At 39.7% G+C, this 15,110-nt stretch carries 17 protein-coding genes; 15 read left to right on the top strand and 2 right to left on the bottom strand.

The window, feature by feature from the left end:
- The first annotated feature begins 99 nt into the window (after positions 1–99).
- The 9 genes from MKZ26_RS06805 (at position 100) to MKZ26_RS06765 (ending at position 7,648) form a co-directional block, all read left to right on the top strand.
- A complete protein-coding gene (locus MKZ26_RS06805; RefSeq protein ID WP_340741804.1) occupies positions 100–1,233 on the top strand; it encodes a cysteine desulfurase family protein in 1,134 nt (377 codons plus the stop codon).
- Entirely contained in the window at positions 1,233–2,435 is a 1,203-nt protein-coding gene (thiI, locus tag MKZ26_RS06800) for a tRNA uracil 4-sulfurtransferase ThiI (protein WP_340765276.1), read from the top strand. The genes MKZ26_RS06805 and thiI overlap by 1 nt, the downstream gene beginning before the upstream one ends.
- 403 nt (positions 2,436–2,838) lie before the next feature.
- Complete coding sequence (locus tag MKZ26_RS06795) at positions 2,839–3,045, top strand: alpha/beta-type small acid-soluble spore protein (RefSeq protein WP_067207561.1); 207 nt, start codon at positions 2,839–2,841, stop codon at positions 3,043–3,045.
- 166 nt (positions 3,046–3,211) lie between these two features.
- Positions 3,212–3,421 (top strand): alpha/beta-type small acid-soluble spore protein, encoded by a 210-nt coding sequence (locus MKZ26_RS06790; protein ID WP_067207564.1) that lies wholly within the window; start codon positions 3,212–3,214, stop codon positions 3,419–3,421.
- Between the two features lie 173 nt (positions 3,422–3,594).
- The gene (locus tag MKZ26_RS06785; protein WP_067207567.1) at positions 3,595–3,801 is read left to right on the top strand and encodes an alpha/beta-type small acid-soluble spore protein; all 207 of its coding nucleotides are present in this window, start codon (positions 3,595–3,597) and stop codon (positions 3,799–3,801) included.
- Between the two features lie 179 nt (positions 3,802–3,980).
- A complete protein-coding gene (mbcS, locus tag MKZ26_RS06780) occupies positions 3,981–5,552 on the top strand; it encodes an acyl-CoA synthetase MbcS (RefSeq protein ID WP_340765274.1) in 1,572 nt (523 codons plus the stop codon).
- A gap of 176 nt (positions 5,553–5,728) precedes the next feature.
- On the top strand, positions 5,729–6,634 hold the full coding sequence (gene rarD / locus MKZ26_RS06775; protein WP_338652926.1) for an EamA family transporter RarD: 906 nt from the start codon (positions 5,729–5,731) through the stop codon (positions 6,632–6,634).
- 137 nt (positions 6,635–6,771) lie between these two features.
- Entirely contained in the window at positions 6,772–7,236 is a 465-nt protein-coding gene (locus tag MKZ26_RS06770; protein WP_340765272.1) for a GNAT family N-acetyltransferase, read from the top strand.
- A gap of 79 nt (positions 7,237–7,315) precedes the next feature.
- The gene (locus MKZ26_RS06765) at positions 7,316–7,648 is read left to right on the top strand and encodes a hypothetical protein (RefSeq protein WP_340765270.1); all 333 of its coding nucleotides are present in this window, start codon (positions 7,316–7,318) and stop codon (positions 7,646–7,648) included.
- A gap of 37 nt (positions 7,649–7,685) precedes the next feature.
- Here the strand turns inward: MKZ26_RS06765 and MKZ26_RS06760 are convergent, their stop codons facing one another.
- A complete protein-coding gene (locus MKZ26_RS06760; RefSeq protein WP_340765269.1) occupies positions 7,686–7,979 on the bottom strand; it encodes a hypothetical protein in 294 nt (97 codons plus the stop codon).
- Positions 7,980–9,363: 1,384 nt separating this feature from the next.
- Complete coding sequence (locus MKZ26_RS06755; protein ID WP_067207583.1) at positions 9,364–10,164, bottom strand: NAD kinase; 801 nt, start codon at positions 10,162–10,164, stop codon at positions 9,364–9,366.
- Between the two features lie 106 nt (positions 10,165–10,270).
- Here MKZ26_RS06755 and sppA point away from each other — a divergent pair, with 106 nt between their 5' ends.
- From sppA to MKZ26_RS06725, 6 genes are all read left to right on the top strand, one after another.
- Positions 10,271–11,284 carry a signal peptide peptidase SppA gene (gene sppA, locus MKZ26_RS06750; protein ID WP_067207586.1) on the top strand — a complete coding sequence of 338 codons (1,014 nt, stop codon included), beginning with the start codon at positions 10,271–10,273 and terminating at the stop codon, positions 11,282–11,284.
- A 13-nt stretch (positions 11,285–11,297) separates the two neighbouring features.
- The gene (locus MKZ26_RS06745; protein WP_340765266.1) at positions 11,298–11,888 is read left to right on the top strand and encodes an RDD family protein; all 591 of its coding nucleotides are present in this window, start codon (positions 11,298–11,300) and stop codon (positions 11,886–11,888) included.
- A gap of 30 nt (positions 11,889–11,918) precedes the next feature.
- Positions 11,919–12,425, top strand: coding sequence for a thiol peroxidase (gene tpx / locus MKZ26_RS06740; RefSeq protein ID WP_067207588.1), 507 nt, complete (start codon positions 11,919–11,921; stop codon positions 12,423–12,425).
- Between the two features lie 64 nt (positions 12,426–12,489).
- Positions 12,490–13,401: a class I SAM-dependent methyltransferase gene (locus MKZ26_RS06735; RefSeq protein ID WP_340765264.1), complete on the top strand. Its 912-nt coding sequence runs from the start codon at positions 12,490–12,492 to the stop codon at positions 13,399–13,401.
- Positions 13,402–13,480: 79 nt separating this feature from the next.
- Complete coding sequence (locus MKZ26_RS06730; RefSeq protein WP_340765262.1) at positions 13,481–14,671, top strand: acetate kinase; 1,191 nt, start codon at positions 13,481–13,483, stop codon at positions 14,669–14,671.
- A gap of 119 nt (positions 14,672–14,790) precedes the next feature.
- Complete coding sequence (locus MKZ26_RS06725; RefSeq protein WP_340765260.1) at positions 14,791–15,048, top strand: hypothetical protein; 258 nt, start codon at positions 14,791–14,793, stop codon at positions 15,046–15,048.
- Positions 15,049–15,110 lie beyond the last annotated feature (62 nt).

Genomic DNA, 15,110 nt, shown 5'->3' with positions numbered 1-15,110 from the left:
TACTGAAAGCGAAGCGTTAGCTAAAGTAGTACCCACTTCTATAAGTGGTGGGATCAATGCTGAAATGCGTATTTAATGTAAAATGAAAGGAAGATTCACATGATTTATTTTGACAATAGCGCTACAACAGCTCCTGATGAGGGTGTGCTTACATCTTTCATAGAAGTGAACAAGCGCTTTTTTGCGAATCCCGCTTCAATACATCTTGCTGGAAAGGAAGCCGAGGCGCTTCTTGAACGATCGAGAGAACAGATCCTATCGATTCTTGGTGCACATGATGGAGAGCTTTTATTCACATCGGGTGGTACTGAAGCCAATAATTTAGCGGTAATCGGCTTTGCACGTGCTTTGCGTGCTAGAGGCAACCATCTCATCACAACAAAAATTGAACATCCATCTGTTCTTCATTCAATGGGATATTTAGAGACGCAAGGGTTTGAAGTGGATTATTTGTCTGTTGATGAGCAAGGAATGATCTCTGTTGAAGAGTTGAAAAGTAAACTTCGGAAAGATACAATACTTGTCAGTATTATGCATGTCAATAATGAAATCGGTACAATACAGCCAATTGCTGAATGTGCACGCCTCATTAAAGAAAATACAAGGGCACTATTTCATTCGGATGCTGTTCAAAGTTTCGGAAAACTACCCGTTTCGTTAACTGGAGATGGTCCGGACGCTATAACGATTTCAGCTCATAAAATTAATGGCTTGAAAGGTTCGGGCATACTAGCATTAAGAAAAGGAATGACACCAGAAGCAATTAGTTATGGCGGCGGCCAGGAAAGTGGTATTCGCAACGGTACCGTATCCGTAGCGAATGCAGTGACGATGGCAAAGGCAATACGGATGAGTGCGATAGCTATCGAGCAGAAGGATTTCAGGCAATGGAGAAATCGGCTTATAGGGTTTATCGGGCAATTTGAGAACGTTCGTGTACTTGCCCCTGATAAGGCAGCACCGCATATTTTAGCTGTCGCTTTTTATAAAGTAAAAGGGGAAGTTGCCGTTAATTTCTTTCAAGAAAACGGTATTACAATTTCTACATCTAGCGCTTGTTCATCGAAAAGTGGCACTGCGGGGCATGTAATAGAAGCTATAGGTGTTAATGGGAAATTTAAAAATGGAGTAATCCGTGTCAGCTTTGGAAAAAATAATATAGAACAGCATGTAGTGGAATTCGAGCAAGTATTTGCACGGTTCATGGAACTGCTTGGAAGGGGAAATAAGTAATGGAATGGAACGAACTATTGATACGCTATGGAGAGATATCATTAAAGGGGCGAAACAGGAATGTATTCGTCAAGAAATTAAGAAACAATATTAAAGATGCTTTGAGTGATTTGAAAACGGTAATCATTAAACCTGAACGTGATCGCATGTTTCTTTTTGCGGAAGACAAAAGCGATATGGAAGAAGCGATAGCTCGTTTGCCACATATTTTCGGCATTCAATCTTTCAGTCCAGTTGCAAAATGTGAAGCGACGCTTGAAGCGATTAAAGAAAAAGCCTTAGAAATCATTGGGGCAAACGAAACAGCTGGAAAAACGTTTAAAGTTGAAGTGAGACGTACAGACAAAAGGTTCCCGCTTGTGACAAACGAGTTGCAGCTAGAAATTGGGTCACATGTGTTACGTAGCTTCCCAGACCTCATTGTGCAAATGAAAAAACCTGATATCGTGCTACTCATTGATATTAGAATAGAAGGAGCTTTCTTAACAGCTAAAGTATATGAAGGTGCAGGCGGTATGCCGGTAGGTTCAAATGGACATTCAATTCTAATGCTTTCAGGTGGTATAGATAGCCCAGTTGCAGGCTATCTCATGATGAAGCGCGGTGTGTCGATTGATGCAATTCACTTTGCTAGTCCGCCATTCACAAGTGATTTGGCTAAAAAGAAAGTGATGGACCTTGCTGAGAAGTTAAGTTCATTCGGAGCAGCAGTTAGGCTTCATATAATACCATTCACTGAAATCCAGCAAGCGATTGTCAGTCAAGTACCAGATAATGTTTCAATGACGACAACGCGGAGATTAATGCTTCAAATTGCTGATAAAGTGCGTGAAGAAGAGGGTGCGCTCGCAATTGTAACAGGGGAAAGCCTTGGACAAGTTGCTAGTCAAACGCTCGAAAGCTTAACGGCTATTAACGCTGTGACTTCTTCACCTATTTTGCGCCCGCTCATTGCAACGGACAAACTGGATATTATAGATATTGCCCAAAAGATTGGCACATACGACATTTCAATTAGACCCTATGAAGATTGCTGCACAATCTTCTCGCCTGCAAACCCGAAAACAAAACCAAAGCTTGAAAAAGTAGCTTATTATGAAAGCTTTACTGATTTCGAGCCAATGATTGAAGAAGCGATTGAAAAACGACTAATCGTTGAACTACCACTTCAACAAAAGGACGACTTCGAAGACCTTCTTTAATGTTAGAATAAATTACTGTTCACATCCACTGTATGAAATTCCGTTTGCGATGCATTCTATACGCACATAGAAGTTAGTTCCAAAGTTAAAGGCATCAATATAAGTGGATATGGGATAATGGGAACTCAATCAATTTGAAGTACTATATATCGAACAAATAAGTATCTGTATAAACTGTGCGAAGGCATCGTCTAGCGCCTTAGCGAATTCAATGAAATTCTTTATTTCAACCAATATAAAAGCTGCATCGGACATTGTCTGATGCAGCTTTTTGGCTTATATAGTGTAAGCAAAAGAATGGTTGCTTAAACTAATCTTAATTATTTGGCGTTATTTACCACTTATTATTCGTGCATGAATTTTATTAACTTGTGCATTCTAACTGCACAAGGAGGTGATAAACATGGCGAACAACAACAGCGGCAACTCGAATCAGCTAGTAGTTCCAGGCGTAAGACAAGCACTTGATCAAATGAAAAATGAAATTGCAGCAGAATTTGGCGTACAAATGGGGCCAGACGCATCATCGCGTGCCAACGGATCCGTCGGCGGAGAAATTACAAAGCGATTAGTGCGTCAGGCGCAACAACAAATGAATGGCAATAAATAAAGATTTATTCAATGAAAAGATGTTTCGGAACAACTTTTCGCTAATATAGTGTAAGCAAAAATGCAGATGTTTAAACTATTTTATGTAATTGGTGGACATTACCATAACAAATAAATGCATAAAGTTTTATAAACGGCACATTCTATGTGCACAGGAGGTGACAAACATGCCAAACAACAACAGTGGTAATTCAAATCAGTTAGTAGTTCCAGGCGTAAGACAAGCACTGGATCAAATGAAAAATGAAATTGCAGCAGAATTTGGTGTACAAATGGGACCAGATGCATCATCACGTGCTAATGGTTCGGTCGGTGGAGAAATTACAAAACGACTAGTGCGTCAAGCGCAACAACAAATGAGCGGGTACCAAAAATAACTCTTTAACTGTGAGGCTGGTTTAGGTATTATCTAAAACAGCTTTCGCTTTTACAGTGTTATCAAAAGTACAGTTGCTTAATCATTTCAAAGTGATTAACAAACTTTACCACCTATAATTTTGCATGAATTTCTGCATCTAGCACATTCTAATTATACAAGGAGGTGGCAATCATGGCGAACAACAACAGCAGCAACAACTCGAATCAGCTATTAGTTCCAGGCGTACGACAAGCATTGGATCAAATGAAAAATGAGATCGCAACAGAATTTGGCGTACAAATGGGACCAGATGCATCAGCGCGTGCCAACGGATCCGTCGGCGGAGAAATTACAAAGCGCTTAGTGCGACAGGCTCAAGAACAGATGAAGGGTCACTAAGAATAATTGTTTAATGAAAAGCTGTTCCGGAATTATTTCGGAACAGCTTTTCACAATTTACACAAGTATTAGCTAGTAAAGAATGAAATACTCTCAAGTTTATTTGGAAAAGTAAATTAGTTTTGAATTGTCGGTCGTTTATTTGTATACTTAGATAATACATCTAAGGGGGAATTTGCATGAATCGTGAACAACTGATTGCACCAGAACAATATAACCTTGTCAGTGAATTTGAAAAGTATGCAACAGGTACAGGAAAAAAAGCGCTAATTTATGTTAATACAGAAGGAAACAAGAAGGAAATTACATATGATGAATTAATCACTTTAGCGAATAAGGCAGCCAATGTCTTCAAAACGAACGGACTTGAAAAGGGTGATGTAGTTCTTGTTATGGTTCCAAGGCTAATTGAGGCATATGTGACGTATATCGGTGCACTTAAAGCGGGGCTTGTCGTAATCCCGAGTTCAGAAATGTTACGGTCTTCCGATATTGAATATCGATTGGCACATAGTGATGCTAAAGCAATCGTTGCGTTCGATGCATTTACAGATCAATTAAGCGAAGTGAAAAACATGGGGGATGTCAAATTATTCGTTGTTGGACAGGCGAAGAAAGATCAACTTTCATTAACCGATCTAATGGAAACTGCATCAGCTGAGTTTACAGCACCACAAACGAAAAGTTCGGACATGGCATTTCTATCTTACACATCAGGCACGACGGGCAAACCAAAAGGTGTCGTACATACACACGCTTGGGGGTATGCGCACTTACGGACAACAGGAGCAAGCTGGTTGGGTATCAATGAAGGTGACGTAGTCTGGGCTACTGCTGCACCAGGATGGCAAAAGTGGATTTGGACACCTTTCCTATCCGTAATTGGTAGCGGCGCAACGGGACTTGTATATGACGGGAAGTTTGATGTGACGACTTATTTAGAGTTGATTGGTAAATATCAAGTGAATGTATTATGTTGTACGCCAACGGAATACAGGTTTATGGCGAAGGCCGAAAATCTTGGGGATTTTGATCTTTCTTCTATTCGTAGTGCGGTTTCGGCTGGAGAACCGCTTAACCGTGAAGTAATTGATATATTTGATAAGACTTTTTCGCTTTCAGTAAGAGATGGCTATGGGCAGACGGAAAACACATTACTCGTCGGGACGATGCTAGGTATGGAGGCGCGGAAGGGTTCTATGGGAAAACCGACGCCTGGCAATAAGGTCGACATTATCAATGACGAAGGAAATCCAGCGGTTGTTGGGGAAGTTGGGGATATTGCGGTACACGTATCGACACCTGCGTTATTCAAAGAGTATTTAAAAGATCCGGAACGGACAACAATGCAGTTCCGAGGTGATTATTACGTAACGGGTGATCGTGCAAAAATGGATGAGGATGGTTATTTCTGGTTTGAAGGTCGCGGGGATGACATTATTATCAGTTCCGGCTACACAATCGGACCATTTGAAGTAGAGGATGCATTAACGAAACACCCCGCAGTCCGTGAATGCGCAGTCGTTGCGAGTCCGGATGAAGTCAGGGGGAATATCGTCAAAGCATTCGTGGTGCTACGTGACCCGGAAAGGAAAAATGAAGAGGGTCTTATTGAAGACTTACAGGATCACGTGAAAAGTTTGACAGCGCCTTATAAATATCCACGTAAAATTGAATTCCTGGATACTTTGCCGAAAACTGCTTCAGGAAAAATCATGCGAATTGAATTAAGGAAAAAAGAACAATTGTAAATCATTCCAGAAAACAAACCGCTTAAAAAGCACGGGTTATTCCGTACTTTTTAAGCGGTTTTTGGTGTTTACGAGTAGGTTGTCAGTATTCTAAATAATCTCATCTTTACGTAGTGAATTAATGGGGCTATACTTAGTTTATTATTTCGGTAATCAAAATATATGGGGGCGTCGTGATGCAAACAGAAAAAAGCGGTGTCCTTTGGGCAATCGGTTCGTATCTTATTTGGGGGATTATGCCGATTTATTGGAAAAGCCTTGAGCATGTCGCAAGTGCTGAAATATTAGTGAGTCGCATCGTGTGGGCATTTGTTCTAACGTTAGTAGTAGTTCTTCTTATGAAAAATGGACGTCATCTTAAGGCAGATATAAAAACCTTGTGGATCTCGCAAAGAGACTTTTGGGCTTTGTTCGCTGCTTCAGCACTTGTTTCAACGAACTGGTTTATCTACATATGGGCAGTGAATCATAACTATATTGTCCAAACAAGTCTTGGTTACTATATTAACCCGCTTATATCGGTACTACTTGGAATCTTTTTCTTGAAAGAAAAGTTGTCAAGAGCACAGCAAGTTGCTTTTTTACTGGCGGCAACAGGAGTCACAATTTTGACGATTTCGTACGGTAAATTTCCATGGTTGGCATTTACACTGGCAATAACGTTTGCAGTTTACGGTCTTATCAAGAAACAAATTAAGCTAGATGCACTTCGTGGGTTGACAATTGAAACGTTCTTCATTGTTCCGTTCGCTGTCATCTATTATGTGTGGCTATTCATGGAAGGCAATGCAGTGTTCTTACATTCTGACATCAAGACGGACATTTTACTTATCCTAACAGGTATAGCAACGGCTTTACCACTTATTATGTATGCAAAAGGCGTACAAAGAATTCCGCTATATATGGCTGGATTTCTTCAATACATAGCCCCAACGATGATGCTGTTTCTCGGAGTTGTTGTGTACAAAGAAACGTTCGGAAAAATTGAGGTTTTGTCATTCGCTTTCATTTGGGCAGCATTGTTACTCTTTACGGTATCTAAACTAATTGAAGTGATGAAAATGAAGAAGAGCCTCCTTTAAATGAGGAGGCTACTGAAAAAGGCTATCTTTATATGTTGAAGTAAAGAATTACATCAAACCCGCTCTGGTATTTGGGGGATGTCTAGGCTAAATATATTCATCTGTTCATACATTAAATGAAAAAAAGGAGGATAATATTGATTAATAAAATAGATATTATAAATCCGAAACTTGCTAAGGAGGTATTGAGCGTTCAAATTGCTTCGTATAAGGTAGAGGCGGAGTTGATTGATTTCTATGACATTCCGCCATTAAGGGATTCGGTTAGCACATTGCAACAATGTGGCGAAAATTTCTATGGATGCTATTTAGATGGAGAGTTAAGCGGAGTCATTTCTATAAAGGCAGAAGAGGATCTAATAGATATTCATCGGTTGATGGTGCACCCGAAACATTTTAGAAAAGGAATTGCCAAGAGATTATTAGAGTTCATTGAAAGCGTCGGAGAAGGGAATGAAACACTGATCGTATCAACGGGTTCTAGAAATGCACCAGCAATCTCCTTCTATGAAAAAAATGGATTCATAATAACTGGAGAAACAAAAGTAATGGAAGGTTTATCAATAACTTCATTTGAAAAGAAAATAACTCGATATCGCTAACAGCCTTCTTTCCTAGTAGAGCCATATTGTGAAACCCATCTGATAAGTACACGTCTACTAGTAGATAGGGGGGGATAATATGAAAGAGTTATCAATGCTATTTATTATACTAGGAACTTTACTAGTAGGGAGTTTTCAAAAGGAACAAATAGAAACAAAAACGGGGTATTTAGATTTAAAAGAAAAAAGTGGAATAGCTATATTCAGTAAAGCGGTGACTGATTCGACCAGCGAACTAGGAATTGTTAATATGGTAAATCCGCCGTATAGATTCGACCTTGGTGAAGAATCATATTCCCTTTGGATTTCAGAAGACAATGGAACAATAATGAATACAAAAGACACTCATACTATTTACAGACTTTCAACTAGCTCAGTTCAAGAGGTTAATGGGTTTGTTAATAGAGATTAAACCTTCTTCAACGAACGAAGCAGTTAGTTGAAGAAGGTTAACCAAGCATTCTGCCGATGAATATAATGAAAGTTAATACGATTGAAAAAATTGACATGAAAATTATAGTAAATATACCTCTAGCCATTGCCTTCCATTCTCTTACATCCTTCAACCCGATAACTCCGAGAAAAAATATTATCACTGTTATGCTTAAGACAATATCTAATGGATAAAGCCCTATGATTTTGGTGGTAAAACTAAAAAAATCCGCAGACGATAGTGCGATAAAAAAAAGAGGAATACAAAGTAAAGAAAGTATAAAGGACAATGAATTAATAGTTATTTTCATTCCACTCCCTTCTAAAAATCCTATTCAATTTCAATAAATCTTCACGTACATATCCTTTACTTTTTTAGAGCTTAGAGCTCATCTATATGATAAAACAGGATTAAAAAATATAGTATATATGTTGAATTAAAGAATCTCATTGAATCTGCTATGGTGCTCAATAATGAGAGAGTTGTAATTCGGTGTGTGGATTGTAGAACGCTTGGCGCTTTGGGGATGCCTCTCGCTGTAAGACTGGATTAGCGCTTCGCATCCAGTCTTACGACTTCGGCGACCCCTTTGCCGTGCCTGCGCTAGGGTGTTCATTATAGAGAGAAATATGATTTTGAGATGTATATGCTGAGATTATAATGTGATTACTTTTTGCTACTACTTATATTCAAGAAAGACGTGCCCCGGCTTGCAGATTTTATCGTAGATAATGAAAAGCTCTTTCTCACATAGAACATCCAGCGCAGGCGCGACTTCGTGGGAGGCATCCACAAAGCGTCGAAGCGGTATTCGTAGGATTTTTATTTCATTCCAATTATTGTTTTTTTCAGTAGCCTTTCAATAGCCCTTGTAAAGCGCATACGTTGTATTCATTTGTTCAACATATATAGCTAGGGATAAGTGAGTTAATAATGCCGAAATATTTTAAAACATATTTTAAAACTTTTATGGAGAAATCAGGTTATATAGATAGGCTAATGCCATAAAATGAAATGATTAGGAATAATTACATACTTAAGACGAAGATAAATCATGATTGTTCCATCGCGCTCCAATTTCATAAGTACTCGAAGAGCTAAACCTTTTGGGACGAAAGAATAGAGGGGCATAGACCTGGATAAAAGCCGCCAAGGATGTTATTTTGGCGGCTGAAACTTTCTTTAGGGTTTTCTCATTTTTACTAGTAAAGAAGTGTCAATTTCTATATGGTATCATATGATTACATGCATACTCTTTTGCTAATAGTAAGCAATACAACGTGCAAGAGTGCCCGAAATTGCATCTTCGGGCACTTACAATCCCTATAGAAAGTCATCTATTCTTTTCTTTCAAAATAACTGTATTTTTCACTTGAACATTGTAGGTACGCGACAGGCAACTATTCACAACAGGATGACCCCAAAAAAAGTGTGGCTAGAAGCGACAGAGTCACATCTAGCCACACATGCCTCACGGTAAATATGTCGTGATTAGTTCGCCGAAAGCGAACCGGAAATGGTCCAGTGAAAATGGGTTTTCCAAGCCTTAATACCAGTATTTTATGCAAATAAATGGTTAATCAACAGACGTAATTGTAGATTGAAAGGTTCTTACTAAAGTAGTTGAGCTTTTCAATGTTGAAATCATATGTATTGCTATAAAACGGTAATCGACAGGCGGTGTTGCTTTTCTTTTATAAATAAATTCGCTGCACTTTCTCCCAGAAGGAGTTATTTTTTAGTTTTACAGTTTTCACAGTTTTATCGCTTAATCTAATTTCCACACTTTCAACTTGGCGAATCCCCAGTGCTTCATTGTCAGCAGCAACTAAAGGGAAAACATTGCCATCCTGATGAACTTTTAGTTGGAATTTACGTTCGCCACTCATTATGAAGGACGAGCCAAGTGTTCTGTATTTATTATTGTTTACGGAAGCAAGCTCAGTCACTTGGAAACACCGAAGTAGTGGATCAACGACCGCTCCATTGACAGACTTATTGTAAGCAGTACTGCCAGTCGGTGTGGAAATTATTAGACCATCACCGAGGAATGTTTCGAATAATTTATCATCTATAATGACATCCAGGACGAATGTCCGAATGATATTCGAACGAATACTGAATTCATTTAGGCAATAGAATGGTTGGTGATCATCAATCTTTACTTCGATAAGTGGATACTTTCTCACTTCAAGGCCTTCTTTACGAATGGTCTGCGTCATTTCGTAAAGATTGTTATAATGAAAATCACAATAAAGTCCGGGTTTACCTGTTAAAGAAATACCTGCATATAAACAATCCTGTCGGAAACCGGTTTTTCGAACCGCTTGTAAAAAAGAACCATCGCTACCGATGCTGATGATAATATTTGCATCTTTATCGTTGTCGGTCATTGTAAAACCCTCATGAATCAACGCATCTGCCACTTTGGATTTTTTATCAAGTGAATCTTCATCATGTTTACTGTAAATAAAAATATTCATTCGATCTGTCATTACACAAAGCCCCCTCTGAATAAGTTATACTGATTTTACCACGTGGTGAAACATTTTGGTGTGTCCGAACGTATAAGTTAATGGAATGAAAAAGGAGGAATTTGAAATGACAATTAAACGATGGATTGCAATCATCGTAGCTGCAGCACTTGTTTTTGTGTCAATAGGCATAAATTCACTATCGTACATATTTACGAGAGATTTCAACGGATTCTTTGAAGACATGATGGCAACTTCATCTTCGGGGTATGAGGAAGCGATTATTGAGGAAGGAACGGGTAAGGATAAAATCGCTGTTCTTTCTCTTGATGGGGTTATTCAGGACTTAGGGGATACGTCATCCCTTTTCCAATCTGCAGGTTATAATCATCAGTATTTCATGAATCAGTTGTCTGAAATTCTTGAAGATACTAATGTAAAAGGCGTTGTGCTTGAAGTGAATTCACCAGGTGGCGGAGTCGTTGAATCAGCGGACATTTATGATGCTCTCCGTATGATTCAAGTAGAAAGAGAGATTCCGCTGTATGTTTCGATGGGCGGAATGGCTGCTTCAGGCGGTTATTATGTATCAGCTCCAGCTGATAAGATATTTGTTAATCGTGAAACGATTACAGGTTCAATCGGTGTCATTATGGAAAGTGTTAACTATGCGAAACTTGCTGAGAAATACGGCATTGATTTTAACACGATTAAAACAGGTCCATATAAAGATATTATGAGTGGATCTCGTGAGATGAAAGATGAAGAACGCGTAATGCTTCAAGAAATGATAAATGATTCCTACGAACGCTTTGTTGATATTATCGAAGAAGGTCGCGGTATGACAGAGGCTGAAGTGAAAAAAGTGGCTGATGGCCGTATCATGAATGGGCGTCAGGCAATTGAAGCTGGGCTTGCAGATGAATTCGGCAAGGCGGGTGATGTTATTGCGGCCATGAAAGAAGATTATAATCTTCAAGATGCCACAGTCTTTGAGTATACGTCCCTTGATAGCTGGACTTCAATACTCGGCGTGAAAGCAGGAAATATGTTTGGCGGTAATATTGAGTCTGAACTAATCGGTAAGTTATTAAACGATTATAATGCACCACGGATGATGTATTTGTATGGTGAAAAATAAGGAGGGCTAGCGAATGTCGGAACACATCGAACAACAACCGGATCTGACGGGGAATTCCACTGCTGCGACGCCTATTCCAGATTACGAGACTATTCAAACTGAACATTATCGGGCGAAGTATGCGGGTTTCTGGACGCGACTATGGGCATATACAATCGATCTTCTTGTTTTATCAGCAATAAGCGGGATTATCATTAAACCGATTTTCCGAGTTGCAGGTTGGGAGATTACAAATCCCTCATTCTTCTTCTTCAGCACCTATAAAGTTACTATCCTTATTTTGATGTTGCTTTACTTTGCGCTTATGACGAAGTATTTACAGCAAACAGTAGGGAAGATGATCATGGGCATAAGAGTAGTGGCTAAAGGCGAGGGTAAGCTTACGTGGGGGTCTGTCATATTCCGCGAAGTCATCGGAAGATTCATATCCAAAATGTTGGTCATCCCTTATCTGCTGGTCCTATTTATGCCTAAAAAAGAAGCATTGCATGACTTATTCGCCGATACTGTTGTTGAACATGAGCATTCTTATGAAAAAGAGATGGTTGTAGATTACCGTAAACGGATTGAGGGACAACAGTTGCAAGACGGTACTATCATTTAGTAAGATAGACTTAGAAGAGGAGGCGTCTTAATGGCTAACGTTACATTCAAGAACAACCCTGTTACATTGCTTGGAAAAGAAGTTGCAGTAGGTGATACTGCGCAAGATTTTACAGCACTTGCGAACGATTTGAGTCCGGTGACACTTGCCGATTCAAAAGGGAAAATCAGGTTAATCAGTGTGATTCCTTCAATTGATACGGGTGTCTGTTCAACACAGACGCGTAAATTTAACGAAGAGGCTGCTTCTCTTGGGGATGACGTTCAAGTGTTGACGATTTCTGCCGATCTTCCTTTTGCACAAGCGAGATGGTGTGCTGCTGAAGGTATTGCAAATCTACAGACATTATCCGATCATCGCGATTTATCATTTGGAGAAGCGTACGGTGTCGTAATGAAAGAACTTCGCTTGCTTGCACGTTCTGTCTTCGTTATCGATAAAGATGATAAAGTGACGTATGTTGAGTATGTCGGCGAAGGTACAGACCATCCTAACTATGAACAAGCAATCTTAGCGGTAAAAGAATTAACGAAGTAACTAAAAAATACTAATGAAAACCCACTCGGAAACGGGTGGGTTTTGTGAGTTGAGGGATAACTAAATGACAACTAATACAGAAAAAATATTTTCATTCATTGATGCATATGCAGAATCTACAGAAGTACTTTACCTGGAAGCAACCATTGATATTTGTCAAAAATGGCTTTCAGGAGAATCGCAACCTGGGGTATCAGAAACAGTAACTAAAGAGGATATCCGTAGAGGTATCCAGCTTGCAGTCCTGAAGGGGATGAAGCAAAATGTACAGCCTAACCACCAGATGACTCCTGATTCAATCGGAATGCTCATTGGGCATATTGCTGGAAAATTGGCGATAGGTGAACAAGGTATTACACTTCTTGACCCTGCAGCTGGTACAGGAAATCTTCTCTATACGGTCATGAACACAATTGAGAACGATGTCACTGCGACAGCAATAGAAATTGATGATTTGTTAGTGAGATTGTCTGCTGTTACTGCGGAATTACTTGAGCACCCTGTCACATTTTATGTGCAGGATGCATTGCGGCCGTTATTTGTCGATCCAGTCGACATCACCATAAGCGATTTACCTGTCGGATTTTATCCTGATGATGAAAATGCACTCAATTATGAATTGATGCCTGCAGAGGGGCATGCTTATGCACATCATCTGTTCATTGAACAATCAATGAAGCATACGAAACCAGGTGGGCACGGTGTATTCATCATACCCGCAAATTTGTTTGAGTCCGATCAATCGCCTACATTGCATCCCTATTTGAAAAAACAAACGAATATCCGGGCAATCATTCAGTTACCTGATTCGTTATTTAAAAATGTAGCGCATGCAAAAAGTATATTAATCTTACAAAAACCTTTACCAGAAGCAAAAGTGACACATGATGTCCTTCTTGCGAAAGTTCCTAATATGACTGATAAGCATGCCATGGCCCTGTTTCTTCAGAAAATCGATATTTGGGCTACTGAATAAAGCTAGAATCTAGACTTACTGGGTAGCTGTGTGTTTAGAATTGCTTGGTAAAGAAATATGTGTAAAAGGAGCGCTTTATATGCGGAACATTTTAGCGATAAACGCTGGAAGTTCGTCCTTGAAGTTTCAACTTCTCCAGATGCCAGAAGAGCACGTAATAGCAAAGGGACAAATTGACAGAATAGGTCATTCAGAATCGATTTTCAACATGAAGTTCGAACAACGCAGGGTAGAAAAGGGTCAAGATATCCAGAATCATACCGAAGCTGTAGCCATGCTTCTTAAGATGCTGATTAGTGAAGGAGTCGTTCGATCATTCGATGAAATTGATGGGATCGGTCACCGTGTTGTACACGGTGGCGAAGTTTTCAGCGGTTCCGTACTCATCAATGATGATATACTTGCAACGCTTGAGGGACTATCAAACCTTGCGCCACTCCATAATCCCGCAAACATTGTTGGCATTAAGGAGTTTAGTAAAGCATTGCCTAATGTGCCTGCTGTTGCGGTTTTTGATACGGCGTTTCATCAGACGATGCCGGAAAGTTCTTTTCTTTATCCGTTACCCTACGAGTATTATGAAAAATATGGCATTCGAAAATACGGTTTCCACGGTACAAGCCATAAGTATGTAACGGAACGTGCTGCGGAATTATTAAATCGTCCACTTGAAGATACACGTCTTATTTCCTGCCATTTGGGAAATGGTGCAAGTATAGCTGCTGTTGAAGGTGGGAAATCACTCGATACGTCGATGGGTTTTACCCCTCTTGCGGGGGTGACAATGGGAACGCGTTCAGGAAATATCGATCCGGCACTCATCCCATATATTATGGAGCAGACAGGAAAGACGGTCGAAGAAGTTCTAGACGTTTTGAATAAACAATCGGGAATGCTGGCTATTTCAGGGTTTTCAAGCGATTTACGTGACATTGAAATCGAGGCTTCAAAAGGGAATACGCGTGCACAGTTGGCTCTAGATGTCTTCGCAGATCGAATTCATAAATACATTGGTTCGTATGCGGCAAGGATGGGCGGAGTGGATGCGATTATCTTTACAGCCGGGATCGGTGAAAATAGTGATGTCATTCGTAAGAAAGTGTTAGAAGGTCTTGAATTCATGGGGGTCTATGTTGATCCGGATTTGAATACTATCAGGGGCAAGGAAGTGCATATCAGCTTTCCGTACTCTCCCGTTAAGGTGTTAGTGATTCCAACGAATGAAGAGGTCATGATAGCACGTGATACGATGCGTGTTGCGAAGTTGTAAGGGTTTGTGAGATTTATTAACACGCAATCACTACTCTAAAAGCTCAAGTGCAATCATAACCGAAATTTGATGTGTACAACCTTCTCAGGGTTCTGATATCTCTGGGGAGGTTGTTTTTAATGAGGAAAAGAAGAGCATCATCTGCATCGAAAGGATTAACGTTTCAAGAGGGGCGAGAATTGGTCATTAGAATTAAAACGCTGGAAGGTAGAGCGCAACTCACACTCGATTCCTATAACAAATTGTTTAATGATTTTGAGCGGTGTTTTGGCGTTCGTAAACACATGACTAATATTAATCTTGAAGACGCAAGACGTTTTATGAAATGGCAATTACATGAGAAGACTCAATTTCTGAAATCACGTTTCCGCAACTAACGTACCACGTTACATTAAGTATATCCCTTCACAATCTATCATATCAAATTGTAAAATCTGAG

Origin of the sequence: Sporosarcina sp. FSL K6-6792 (assembly GCF_038004885.1) — a bacterium.
GTDB classification, from domain to species: domain Bacteria; phylum Bacillota; class Bacilli; order Bacillales_A; family Planococcaceae; genus Sporosarcina; species Sporosarcina psychrophila.
The sequence above is the reverse complement of the archived record's forward strand: the minus strand, read 5'-3'. Positions and strand labels throughout refer to the sequence as shown.

Coding starts and splice junctions, on each gene's coding strand:
- MKZ26_RS06760 (WP_340765269.1), bottom strand. CDS start 7,979: ATGAAAATAACTATTAATTCATTGTCCTTTATACTTTCTTTACTTTGT.
- MKZ26_RS06795 (WP_067207561.1), top strand. CDS start 2,839: ATGGCGAACAACAACAGCGGCAACTCGAATCAGCTAGTAGTTCCAGGC.
- rarD (WP_338652926.1), top strand. CDS start 5,729: ATGCAAACAGAAAAAAGCGGTGTCCTTTGGGCAATCGGTTCGTATCTT.
- tpx (WP_067207588.1), top strand. CDS start 11,919: ATGGCTAACGTTACATTCAAGAACAACCCTGTTACATTGCTTGGAAAA.
- MKZ26_RS06745 (WP_340765266.1), top strand. CDS start 11,298: ATGTCGGAACACATCGAACAACAACCGGATCTGACGGGGAATTCCACT.
- MKZ26_RS06790 (WP_067207564.1), top strand. CDS start 3,212: ATGCCAAACAACAACAGTGGTAATTCAAATCAGTTAGTAGTTCCAGGC.
- MKZ26_RS06735 (WP_340765264.1), top strand. CDS start 12,490: ATGACAACTAATACAGAAAAAATATTTTCATTCATTGATGCATATGCA.
- mbcS (WP_340765274.1), top strand. CDS start 3,981: ATGAATCGTGAACAACTGATTGCACCAGAACAATATAACCTTGTCAGT.
- sppA (WP_067207586.1), top strand. CDS start 10,271: ATGACAATTAAACGATGGATTGCAATCATCGTAGCTGCAGCACTTGTT.
- thiI (WP_340765276.1), top strand. CDS start 1,233: ATGGAATGGAACGAACTATTGATACGCTATGGAGAGATATCATTAAAG.
- MKZ26_RS06730 (WP_340765262.1), top strand. CDS start 13,481: ATGCGGAACATTTTAGCGATAAACGCTGGAAGTTCGTCCTTGAAGTTT.
- MKZ26_RS06755 (WP_067207583.1), bottom strand. CDS start 10,164: ATGACAGATCGAATGAATATTTTTATTTACAGTAAACATGATGAAGAT.
- MKZ26_RS06765 (WP_340765270.1), top strand. CDS start 7,316: ATGAAAGAGTTATCAATGCTATTTATTATACTAGGAACTTTACTAGTA.
- MKZ26_RS06725 (WP_340765260.1), top strand. CDS start 14,791: ATGAGGAAAAGAAGAGCATCATCTGCATCGAAAGGATTAACGTTTCAA.
- MKZ26_RS06785 (WP_067207567.1), top strand. CDS start 3,595: ATGGCGAACAACAACAGCAGCAACAACTCGAATCAGCTATTAGTTCCA.
- MKZ26_RS06805 (WP_340741804.1), top strand. CDS start 100: ATGATTTATTTTGACAATAGCGCTACAACAGCTCCTGATGAGGGTGTG.